This is a genomic window from Vibrio sp. QJM3NY_27, from assembly GCF_057785955.1.
Window position 1 is genome coordinate 314,073 of record NZ_CM173511.1, and the last position, 12,468, is coordinate 326,540.

General features: G+C 46.9%; 3 protein-coding genes, 1 tRNA gene and 4 rRNA genes. All 8 read left to right on the top strand.

All coding sequences use genetic code 11. The annotated features are described in order from the left end of the window. The first annotated feature begins 15 nt into the window (after positions 1–15). The 8 genes from AC3CIA_RS01520 (at position 16) to AC3CIA_RS01555 (ending at position 12,193) form a co-directional block, all read left to right on the top strand. The gene (locus AC3CIA_RS01520; RefSeq protein WP_054548389.1) at positions 16–1,881 is read left to right on the top strand and encodes an assimilatory sulfite reductase (NADPH) flavoprotein subunit; all 1,866 of its coding nucleotides are present in this window, start codon (positions 16–18) and stop codon (positions 1,879–1,881) included. Then, positions 1,881–3,608 (top strand): assimilatory sulfite reductase (NADPH) hemoprotein subunit, encoded by a 1,728-nt coding sequence (gene cysI / locus AC3CIA_RS01525; protein ID WP_171317381.1) that lies wholly within the window; start codon positions 1,881–1,883, stop codon positions 3,606–3,608. The genes AC3CIA_RS01520 and cysI overlap by 1 nt, the downstream gene beginning before the upstream one ends. Further along, positions 3,601–4,377, top strand: a complete 777-nt coding sequence (locus AC3CIA_RS01530) for a phosphoadenylyl-sulfate reductase (protein WP_017073463.1) — start codon at positions 3,601–3,603, stop codon at positions 4,375–4,377. Before cysI ends, AC3CIA_RS01530 begins: the two co-directional genes overlap by 8 nt. 676 nt (positions 4,378–5,053) lie before the next feature. Beyond that, a 16S ribosomal RNA gene (locus AC3CIA_RS01535) occupies positions 5,054–6,608 on the top strand. 371 nt (positions 6,609–6,979) lie between these two features. Next, positions 6,980–9,873 (top strand): 23S ribosomal RNA (locus tag AC3CIA_RS01540). A 97-nt stretch (positions 9,874–9,970) separates the two neighbouring features. Beyond that, positions 9,971–10,086: ribosomal RNA gene (rrf, locus tag AC3CIA_RS01545) — 5S ribosomal RNA — on the top strand. 410 nt (positions 10,087–10,496) lie between these two features. Further along, positions 10,497–12,051, top strand: a 16S ribosomal RNA gene (locus AC3CIA_RS01550). Together the 16S, 23S and 5S rRNA genes with 1 tRNA gene alongside form the textbook arrangement of a ribosomal RNA operon. A 66-nt stretch (positions 12,052–12,117) precedes the next feature. Continuing rightward, positions 12,118–12,193: transfer RNA gene (locus AC3CIA_RS01555), tRNA-Glu, on the top strand. The last annotated feature ends 275 nt before the right edge of the window (positions 12,194–12,468 follow it).

The following is a 12,468-nucleotide window of genomic DNA, read 5'->3' on the forward strand; positions in this document are numbered from 1 at the left end:
AGGGATGTCGTGACCATGTCTTTAAATAAGAAAGAGTCTTCACAAAATAATAATGCACAGTCTGGGGCTAATGAGTTACCTGGGCTAGCAGCACCACTTAATGACCAACAATTGGGTCATCTTCAACACACTGTTTCTGAGTTATCTTCACAACAACTGGCATGGGTCAGTGGTTACCTTTGGGGAGTTAGCCAAGCTCAGCCTGTCGGTGCAGCTGCGCCAATCGCTCAAGCGGCCGCTGCAGTAGCGGCTAAACCAGCGGGTAAGCTCAGCATTATCTTCGCATCTCAAACAGGTAATGCTAAAGGTGTCGCTGAATCGCTTGAGGCAGAAGCTAAAGCCTTGGGTATTGCGGTCGAGCTTTTCGATGCCAGTGATTATAAAGGTAAGAACCTAGCCAAAGAGACACACGTCATTTTTGTGGCTTCAACCAATGGTGAGGGCGAAGCCCCTGATAACGCTATTGAGTTGCATGAATTCCTACAATCGAAGAAAGCGCCAAAATTATCAAACCTACAATATGGTGTGATTGGTTTAGGTGACTCAAGCTATGAGTTCTTCTGCCAAACGGCTAAAGACTTCGATAGCTTCCTCGCTAAGCTTGGTGCTAAATCGTTTGTCGACCGTCTTGATTGTGATGTTGATTACGAAGAATCAGCAACGGAATGGCGCGCTAAAGCATTAGAGCAAGTAAAAGAGACGCTATCGACAGGCACTGAAGCCGATGTGGTTCAATTACCAGTAGGTCAAGCGGCTGCCGGTCATTCGCAATACACTAAACAAAATCCATACACCGCGACACTATTGACGAGCCAAAAGATCACCGGTCGCGACTCGGGCAAAGATGTTCGTCATATCGAGATTGATCTTGATGAGTCGGGTATTACTTACCAACCGGGTGATGCGCTAGGTGTATGGTTTGAAAACAGTTCAGAACTCGCAAATCAGATCCTTTCTAAGGTTGGGTTGTCTGGTATCGAAAGTGTTGATGTCGATGGTGATAACTTATCTATCCACAGCGCACTCGTCAGTAAATTCGAAATTACATCTTCAAATCCTCAACTAGTGACTAAGTTTGCTGAGCTTTCGGGCAGCAAGAAGTTAATTAAGCTGGTGGAAGATAAAGACAAGCTTCGTGAATACGCGGGTAATACTCAAGTTGTCGATGTTTTAGCTGAGAAGAAAACTAAGCTATCGGCTGATGAATTGATTGGTCTACTACGTAAGCTGACACCGCGTCTCTACTCTATTGCATCAAGCCAAGCTGAAGTGGATGAAGAAGTTCACTTGACGGTTGGTTTGGTTGAATACCAAAAAGGCGATGAATCTCGTTTAGGCGGAGCTTCTAGCTTCTTAGCTCAGCGCTTGGAAGAAGGTGGTGAAGTGAAGGTGTTTGTTGAGAACAACAATAACTTCAAACTACCACAAGACGACAATACACCAATCATCATGGTTGGGCCGGGTACCGGTATCGCACCGTTCCGCAGTTTTGTTCAAGAGCGTGAAAACAATGATGCTGAAGGCAAAAGCTGGCTCTTCTTTGGTGACCGAACTTTCACTCAAGATTTCTTATATCAAGTTGAATGGCAGAAGTACCTTAAGTCTGGTGCGCTAACCAAGCTTGATGTTGCCTTTAGTCGTGACCAAAAAGAAAAGGTTTATGTTCAAGACCGCTTAATTGAACAAGCAGCTCAGGTTTGGCAATGGCTTCAAGAGGGCGCGTACCTCTATGTATGTGGCGATGCGACTCGAATGGCGAAAGATGTTCATGAAGCGTTAGTTACAATTGCGGAAAAACATGGCAATCAGAGCCGCGAGCAAGCTGAACAATATATTAATGATTTACGTAAAGCGAAACGTTACCAAAGGGATGTGTACTAATGAGCAAGCAAGTAATAGAGCAAGAAGTGCTAGGTCAAGTACTGGGACCTTTGGCTGATAACGAACGTCTTAAGCGTGAAAGTAAAAATCTTCGCGGTACGATTGAACAAGATCTCCAAGATAGAATTACGGGTGGTTTTACTGCTGATAACTTTCAGTTGATTCGTTTCCACGGTATGTATCAACAAGACGACCGTGATATTCGTAATGAACGTACCAAGCAAAAGCTAGAACCTTTACATAACGTCATGCTGCGTGCGCGTATGCCTGGCGGGATCATCACTCCGAAGCAGTGGCTCGCGATTGATAAATTCGCAGATGAAAGTACCTCTTATGGTTCTATCCGTCTCACAACTCGTCAAACTTTCCAGTTCCATGGCGTGTTGAAGCCGAACATTAAGTTAATGCACCAAACACTAAACAGTATTGGTATTGATTCCATTGCGACGGCGGGTGACGTAAACCGAAATGTTTTGTGTACCACAAACCCGGTTGAGTCTGAGCTCCATCAAGAAGCTTATGAGTGGGCGAAAAAGATCAGTGAACATCTATTACCTAAGACTCGTGCTTATGCAGAAATCTGGTTAGATGGTGAAAAGCTAGCAACAACGGACGAAGAACCTATCTTAGGTAGCAACTACTTACCACGTAAGTTCAAGACGACGGTTGTAATTCCTCCGCAAAATGACGTAGATGTTCATGCTAACGATCTTAACTTCATCGCGATTGCTAAAGACGGAAAGCTGGTGGGCTTTAACGTATTAGTGGGCGGTGGTCTTGCAATGACGCATGGCGATACTTCTACTTATGCACGTAAAGCTGACGATTTTGGTTTTGTGGCATTAGATAAAACGTTAGATGTAGCAGCGGCGGTGGTAACGACTCAGCGTGATTGGGGTAACCGTTCGAACCGTAAGAACGCAAAAACCAAATACACACTAGACCGTGTTGGTATTGATGTATTTAAAGCAGAAGTAGAAAAACGTGCAGGCGTTGAGTTTTCTGAAAGCCGTCCTTATGAGTTTACTGGCCGTGGCGATCGTATTGGTTGGGCGGAAGGCATTGATGGTAAGCACCACTTAGCGTTATTCATCGAAAATGGTCGTTTGCTTGATTTCCCGGGTAAAGCTCTGAAAACAGGTGTTGCTGAAATAGCGAAGATCCACAAAGGTGACTTCCGTATGACAGCGAACCAAAACCTCATTGTTGCTGGTGTACCTAAGAGCCAAAAGACAAAAATTGAAAAGCTGGCACGTCAATACGGTCTGATGGATGATGCCGTTTCCGAGCAGCGTAAAAACTCAATGGCTTGTGTGGCATTCCCAACATGTCCTTTAGCAATGGCAGAAGCTGAGCGTTTTCTTCCTGAGTTTGTAACGGATGTTGAAGACATTCTGAAGAAACATGGATTACCAGAAGAAGATAACATCATCCTTCGTATCACGGGTTGTCCAAACGGTTGTGGTCGTGCAATGTTGGCTGAACTGGGGTTAGTCGGTAAGGCTCCGGGGCGTTACAACATGCACTTAGGTGGCAACAAAGCCGGAACTCGTATCCCGAAGATGTATAAAGAGAACATCACTTCAGCTCAGATCTTAGAAGAGATTGATTCGCTGGTGGGACGTTGGGCTACGGAACGTAACGACAATGAAGGGTTCGGTGATTTTACAATCCGAGCTGGCATCATCGAAGAGGTGATCATTTCAAAGAGGGATCTGCATGCATAATTCTGTCGCTTCAAAACTGAAGTTAGCAGAGCTACTCGCATTGACTAAGACGGAGCAAATACTTCGTCTTGGACAAATCAATGCTGAGTTAGAGCAGCTAACCGCATTAGAAAGAGTTAAGTGGGCACTCGAACATTTAGAAGGGACACATGTTGTGTCTTCTAGTTTCGGAATCCAAGCGGCGTTGATGCTGCACTTAGTGACTCAAGCAAAACCAGATATTCCGGTTATTCTTACGGACACTGGGTATCTATTCCCGGAAACGTATCAATTTATCGATGAGTTAAGTCAGAAGTTGACTCTAAACCTTCAAGTTTTTCGTTCTCAGCAGAGCCCTAATTGGCAAGAAGCGCAATATGGCAAACTTTGGGAGCAAGGTATAGAAGGGATAGAGAAGTACAACAAGCTTAATAAAGTTGAACCGATGAGAAGAGCGCTGGATGAACTCGAGGCTGGCACTTGGTTTTCTGGGTTGAGAAGAGAGCAATCTCAATCGCGTGCAAACTTGCCTATCTTATCTATCCAAAATGGTGTGTTTAAGTTCTTGCCAGTAATTGATTGGACAAATAAAGATGTTCATTATTACTTAGAAGAGCATGGTCTCAGTTACCACCCACTTCGCGAACAGGGGTACCTTTCTGTTGGAGATACTCATACGACTAAGAAATGGGAACCGGGTATGACTGAAGAAGAAACCCGTTTTAATGGTCTAAAACGAGAATGTGGTCTCCATGAAGACGATGGAGAGCAATATGGCTCTGGGATTTAGACTCATTGCCATTTAAAAAGCTGCCTCAAGGCAGCTTTTTTAGTTTCTAGGATGAAAATTAGAGCAATTGTGGATAAGTCTGTGGTTATTCTGTAAGTACTTTGTAGTTAAACTTGCATAAATAAGGCTTTGAGTGTTTATTTGTCACCTAACCGTTATTTTTACATTTTTCGGTAATAAACACTTGCCAATGTGAGGAACATCTCTATAATGCCGCCTCACTGACACGGTAGACGCCACAAGGCTTCAGCGAAGAATGTTAGTAAGGCAACTAGCTTTAAGCGATTATTCGCTTCTACTTTTTAAAAGTAGAAATTAATTTTCAAAAGTGTTTGACACTGAGAATTAAAACGCTAGAATGGCCGCCTCTTCCGAAGTGATGTAAGTCACAACGAAGAGAAGCTCTTTAACAATTTAAACCTATCAATCTGTGTGGGCACTCGTTGATGAATATCAAAACGTTTTATCTTCCCTTTTTATTAAGAGAAGTAAAACAGATTCCTCGGAATCAACTTTGGTTTCAATGAACTGAGTGACCAATACGAATAACTACTTTCTCTTGTAGAAAGAAAGTATTTGGCACAGTCAATTCATTATCTTTCTGTTGGAAAGATAATAGCTTTAGAATTACTTTTTGTAGTTTTGAAGTCAGTATTCATTGAGCCGACAAAATCTTAAATTGAAGAGTTTGATCATGGCTCAGATTGAACGCTGGCGGCAGGCCTAACACATGCAAGTCGAGCGGAAACGACACTAACAATCCTTCGGGTGAGTTAATGGGCGTCGAGCGGCGGACGGGTGAGTAATGCCTAGGAAATTGCCTTGATGTGGGGGATAACCATTGGAAACGATGGCTAATACCGCATAATGCCTACGGGCCAAAGAGGGGGACCTTCGGGCCTCTCGCGTCAAGATATGCCTAGGTGGGATTAGCTAGTTGGTGAGGTAATGGCTCACCAAGGCGACGATCCCTAGCTGGTCTGAGAGGATGATCAGCCACACTGGAACTGAGACACGGTCCAGACTCCTACGGGAGGCAGCAGTGGGGAATATTGCACAATGGGCGAAAGCCTGATGCAGCCATGCCGCGTGTATGAAGAAGGCCTTCGGGTTGTAAAGTACTTTCAGTTGTGAGGAAGGGTGTGTAGTTAATAGCTGCACATCTTGACGTTAGCAACAGAAGAAGCACCGGCTAACTCCGTGCCAGCAGCCGCGGTAATACGGAGGGTGCGAGCGTTAATCGGAATTACTGGGCGTAAAGCGCATGCAGGTGGTTCATTAAGTCAGATGTGAAAGCCCGGGGCTCAACCTCGGAACTGCATTTGAAACTGGTGAACTAGAGTGCTGTAGAGGGGGGTAGAATTTCAGGTGTAGCGGTGAAATGCGTAGAGATCTGAAGGAATACCAGTGGCGAAGGCGGCCCCCTGGACAGACACTGACACTCAGATGCGAAAGCGTGGGGAGCAAACAGGATTAGATACCCTGGTAGTCCACGCCGTAAACGATGTCTACTTGGAGGTTGTGGCCTTGAGCCGTGGCTTTCGGAGCTAACGCGTTAAGTAGACCGCCTGGGGAGTACGGTCGCAAGATTAAAACTCAAATGAATTGACGGGGGCCCGCACAAGCGGTGGAGCATGTGGTTTAATTCGATGCAACGCGAAGAACCTTACCTACTCTTGACATCCAGAGAAGCCAGCGGAGACGCAGGTGTGCCTTCGGGAGCTCTGAGACAGGTGCTGCATGGCTGTCGTCAGCTCGTGTTGTGAAATGTTGGGTTAAGTCCCGCAACGAGCGCAACCCTTATCCTTGTTTGCCAGCGAGTAATGTCGGGAACTCCAGGGAGACTGCCGGTGATAAACCGGAGGAAGGTGGGGACGACGTCAAGTCATCATGGCCCTTACGAGTAGGGCTACACACGTGCTACAATGGCGCATACAGAGGGCAGCAAGCTAGCGATAGTGAGCGAATCCCAAAAAGTGCGTCGTAGTCCGGATTGGAGTCTGCAACTCGACTCCATGAAGTCGGAATCGCTAGTAATCGTGAATCAGAATGTCACGGTGAATACGTTCCCGGGCCTTGTACACACCGCCCGTCACACCATGGGAGTGGGCTGCAAAAGAAGTGGGTAGTTTAACCTTTCGGGGAGGACGCTCACCACTTTGTGGTTCATGACTGGGGTGAAGTCGTAACAAGGTAGCCCTAGGGGAACCTGGGGCTGGATCACCTCCTTATACGAAGATACTTACGATGAGTGTCCACACAGATTGATGGTTTAGATTTAGTTAAAGCCAGAGCTTTAATTAATAACGTAAGTTATTGATTAAAGCTTTTTGCTTTATGCTCTTTAACAATTTGGAAAGCTGACTGATTTGATTACTTACGAGTAATTCAAATCAAATTTAAAAGTTCTCAATGTTTATCTGCTCTTATTCAATAAGAACGGTATAAACACAACAAACACATTCAAGTGTCTTGTATTCGAATCAAACTTTAGTTTGATTCACAATTGAGTCCGGCAAACAGTCATCAAGAATTAACCCTTCTTGATGACAACCAAAAACCTTGGTTAGTTGCCATACGCTAAGACCCTTTCGGGTTGTATGGTTAAGTGACTAAGCGTACACGGTGGATGCCTTGGCAGTCAGAGGCGATGAAAGGCGTAATAACTTGCGATAAGCCCAGATTAGGTAGTAATAACCTTTTGAGTCTGGGATTCCTGAATGGGGAAACCCACTTGCATAAGCAAGTATCCTGTTGTGAATACATAGCAACAGGAGGCAAACCGGGGGAACTGAAACATCTAAGTACCCCGAGGAAGAGAAATCAACCGAGATTCCGAAAGTAGCGGCGAGCGAAATTGGATTAGCCCTTAAGCTTTTAATGATGCAGGTGAAGAGTCTGGAAAGTCTCGCAATAAAGGGTGATAGCCCCGTAACCGACACATCATAATCAGTGAAAACGAGTAGGGCGGGACACGTGATATCCTGTCTGAATATGGGGGGACCATCCTCCAAGGCTAAATACTACTGACTGACCGATAGTGAACCAGTACCGTGAGGGAAAGGCGAAAAGAACCCCTGTGAGGGGAGTGAAATAGAACCTGAAACCGTGTACGTACAAGCAGTAGGAGCACCTTCGTGGTGTGACTGCGTACCTTTTGTATAATGGGTCAGCGACTTAATTTTAGTAGCAAGGTTAACCGTTTAGGGGAGCCGTAGGGAAACCGAGTCTTAACTGGGCGTACAGTTGCTAGGATTAGACCCGAAACCAGGTGATCTAGCCATGGGCAGGTTGAAGGTTGAGTAACATCAACTGGAGGACCGAACCGACTAATGTTGAAAAATTAGCGGATGACTTGTGGCTAGGGGTGAAAGGCCAATCAAACCTGGAGATAGCTGGTTCTCCCCGAAAGCTATTTAGGTAGCGCCTCGGACGAATACTACTGGGGGTAGAGCACTGTTAAGGCTAGGGGGTCATCCCGACTTACCAACCCTTTGCAAACTCCGAATACCAGTAAGTACTATCCGGGAGACACACGGCGGGTGCTAACGTCCGTCGTGGAGAGGGAAACAACCCAGACCGCCAGCTAAGGTCCCAAAGTATAGCTAAGTGGGAAACGATGTGGGAAGGCTCAGACAGCCAGGATGTTGGCTTAGAAGCAGCCATCATTTAAAGAAAGCGTAATAGCTCACTGGTCGAGTCGGCCTGCGCGGAAGATGTAACGGGGCTAAGCTATACACCGAAGCTGCGGCTACGTACCTTAGGGTATGTGGGGTAGGGGAGCGTTCTGTAAGCCGTTGAAGGTGGTCTGTAAGGGCTGCTGGAGGTATCAGAAGTGCGAATGCTGACATGAGTAACGATAAAGGGAGTGAAAAACTCCCTCGCCGGAAGACCAAGGGTTCCTGTCCAACGTTAATCGGGGCAGGGTAAGTCGACTCCTAAGGCGAGGCCGAAAGGCGTAGTCGATGGGAAACGGGTTAATATTCCCGTACTTCTTACAATTGCGATGGGGGGACGGAGAAGGCTAGGTGGGCCTGGCGACGGTTGTCCAGGTTCAAGTATGTAGGCGGGTGGTTTAGGTAAATCCGGACCACTACTAACGCTGAGATACGATGTCGAGCTACTACGGTAGTGAAGTCATTGATGCCATGCTTCCAGGAAAAGCCTCTAAGCTTCAGATTGTAAGGAATCGTACCCCAAACCGACACAGGTGGTCGGGTAGAGAATACCAAGGCGCTTGAGAGAACTCGGGTGAAGGAACTAGGCAAAATGGTACCGTAACTTCGGGAGAAGGTACGCTCTTATCAGTGAAGTCCCTTGCGGATGGAGCAGACGAGAGTCGCAGATACCAGGTGGCTGCAACTGTTTATTAAAAACACAGCACTGTGCAAAATCGTAAGATGACGTATACGGTGTGACGCCTGCCCGGTGCCGGAAGGTTAATTGATGGGGTTAGACTTCGGTCGAAGCTCTTGATCGAAGCCCCGGTAAACGGCGGCCGTAACTATAACGGTCCTAAGGTAGCGAAATTCCTTGTCGGGTAAGTTCCGACCTGCACGAATGGCGTAATGATGGCCACGCTGTCTCCACCCGAGACTCAGTGAAATTGAAATCGCTGTGAAGATGCAGTGTACCCGCGGCTAGACGGAAAGACCCCGTGAACCTTTACTACAGCTTGGCACTGAACATTGAACCTACATGTGTAGGATAGGTGGGAGACTATGAAATTGCGTCGCTAGATGTGATGGAGTCGTCCTTGAAATACCACCCTTGTAGTTTTGATGTTCTAACGTTGGTCCCTGAATCGGGATTACGGACAGTGCCTGGTGGGTAGTTTGACTGGGGCGGTCTCCTCCCAAAGAGTAACGGAGGAGCACGAAGGTGGGCTAAACACGGTTGGACATCGTGTGGTTAGTGCAATGGCATAAGCCCGCTTGACTGCGAGAATGACAATTCGAGCAGGTGCGAAAGCAGGTCATAGTGATCCGGTGGTTCTGAATGGAAGGGCCATCGCTCAACGGATAAAAGGTACTCCGGGGATAACAGGCTGATACCGCCCAAGAGTTCATATCGACGGCGGTGTTTGGCACCTCGATGTCGGCTCATCACATCCTGGGGCTGAAGTCGGTCCCAAGGGTATGGCTGTTCGCCATTTAAAGTGGTACGCGAGCTGGGTTTAGAACGTCGTGAGACAGTTCGGTCCCTATCTGCCGTGGGCGTTGGAAAATTGAAAGGGGCTGCTCCTAGTACGAGAGGACCGGAGTGGACGAACCTCTGGTGTTCGGGTTGTCATGCCAATGGCATTGCCCGGTAGCTAAGTTCGGAATCGATAACCGCTGAAAGCATCTAAGCGGGAAGCGAGCCTTGAGATGAGTTTTCCCTGGCACTATAAGTGCCCTAAAGGGTTGTCGTAGACTACGACGTTGATAGGCAGGGTGTGTAAGTGCTGCGAGGCATTGAGCTAACCTGTACTAATTGCCCGTGAGGCTTAACCATACAACACCCAAGGGGTTTTGTGGACTCAGATGTACCAGACCTTGAATGCGTTTGAAGAGAAATACTTTTAGATAAGCTTTCCGAATTTTAAAATTTGCTTGGCGACCATAGCATTGTGGACCCACCTGATTCCATGCCGAACTCAGAAGTGAAACACAATAGCGCCGATGGTAGTGTGGGGTTTCCCCATGTGAGAGTAGGACATCGCCAGGCTTTAATTTCGACTTTGTCTAGTTTCTAGACAAGTCACCATAGAGTTCTAAGTTTTCTTAGTATTTTATGTTGACTTTCAAAGTGGAAAGCGTATTATACGCGTCCTGCTTAAGTGCTAAGGCACTGAAAGCGTTCTCTTTTTAGAGAACACGCTCTTTAACAATTTAAACCTATCAATCTGTGTGGGCACTCGTTGATGAATATCAAAACGTTTTATCCTTTGGATAAAACAGTTACTTCGGTAACAAACTTGATTTCAATGAACTGAGTGACCAATACGAATAACTTCGGTTATTTGGCACAGTCAATTCATTACCATTCTGTTGGAATGGTAATAGCTTTAGAATTACATGTTCATGTTTACATGAATATTAGTTTTGAAGTCAGTATTCGTTGAGTCACAAAATCTTAAATTGAAGAGTTTGATCATGGCTCAGATTGAACGCTGGCGGCAGGCCTAACACATGCAAGTCGAGCGGAAACGACACTAACAATCCTTCGGGTGCGTTAATGGGCGTCGAGCGGCGGACGGGTGAGTAATGCCTAGGAAATTGCCTTGATGTGGGGGATAACCATTGGAAACGATGGCTAATACCGCATAATGCCTACGGGCCAAAGAGGGGGACCTTCGGGCCTCTCGCGTCAAGATATGCCTAGGTGGGATTAGCTAGTTGGTGAGGTAATGGCTCACCAAGGCGACGATCCCTAGCTGGTCTGAGAGGATGATCAGCCACACTGGAACTGAGACACGGTCCAGACTCCTACGGGAGGCAGCAGTGGGGAATATTGCACAATGGGCGAAAGCCTGATGCAGCCATGCCGCGTGTATGAAGAAGGCCTTCGGGTTGTAAAGTACTTTCAGTTGTGAGGAAGGGTGTGTAGTTAATAGCTGCACATCTTGACGTTAGCAACAGAAGAAGCACCGGCTAACTCCGTGCCAGCAGCCGCGGTAATACGGAGGGTGCGAGCGTTAATCGGAATTACTGGGCGTAAAGCGCATGCAGGTGGTTCATTAAGTCAGATGTGAAAGCCCGGGGCTCAACCTCGGAACTGCATTTGAAACTGGTGAACTAGAGTGCTGTAGAGGGGGGTAGAATTTCAGGTGTAGCGGTGAAATGCGTAGAGATCTGAAGGAATACCAGTGGCGAAGGCGGCCCCCTGGACAGACACTGACACTCAGATGCGAAAGCGTGGGGAGCAAACAGGATTAGATACCCTGGTAGTCCACGCCGTAAACGATGTCTACTTGGAGGTTGTGGCCTTGAGCCGTGGCTTTCGGAGCTAACGCGTTAAGTAGACCGCCTGGGGAGTACGGTCGCAAGATTAAAACTCAAATGAATTGACGGGGGCCCGCACAAGCGGTGGAGCATGTGGTTTAATTCGATGCAACGCGAAGAACCTTACCTACTCTTGACATCCAGAGAAGCCAGCGGAGACGCAGGTGTGCCTTCGGGAGCTCTGAGACAGGTGCTGCATGGCTGTCGTCAGCTCGTGTTGTGAAATGTTGGGTTAAGTCCCGCAACGAGCGCAACCCTTATCCTTGTTTGCCAGCGAGTAATGTCGGGAACTCCAGGGAGACTGCCGGTGATAAACCGGAGGAAGGTGGGGACGACGTCAAGTCATCATGGCCCTTACGAGTAGGGCTACACACGTGCTACAATGGCGCATACAGAGGGCAGCAAGCTAGCGATAGTGAGCGAATCCCAAAAAGTGCGTCGTAGTCCGGATTGGAGTCTGCAACTCGACTCCATGAAGTCGGAATCGCTAGTAATCGTGAATCAGAATGTCACGGTGAATACGTTCCCGGGCCTTGTACACACCGCCCGTCACACCATGGGAGTGGGCTGCAAAAGAAGTGGGTAGTTTAACCTTTCGGGGAGGACGCTCACCACTTTGTGGTTCATGACTGGGGTGAAGTCGTAACAAGGTAGCCCTAGGGGAACCTGGGGCTGGATCACCTCCTTATACGAAGATACCACGATGAGTGTCCACACAGATTGATTAGGTTTAGAAAGTAAAAGAGATACTAGTGTCCCGTTCGTCTAGAGGCCTAGGACACCGCCCTTTCACGGCGGTAACAGGGGTTCGACTCCCCTACGGGATACCATCTTTAAGTATTCTCTTCTATCAGAGTATTTAAAAATGGTTCATTAGTTTGAATCAAGCTCTTTAACAATTTGGAAAGCTGACTGATTGATTACTTACGAGTAATTCAATCAAATTTAAAAGTTCTCAATGTTTATCTTTCATTAGATAAACACAACAAACACATTCAAGTGTCTTGTATTCGAATCAAATTTATTTGATTCACAATTGAGTCCGGCAAACAGTTATCAGGAATTAACCCTTCTTGATGACAACCAAAAACCTTGGTTAGTTGCC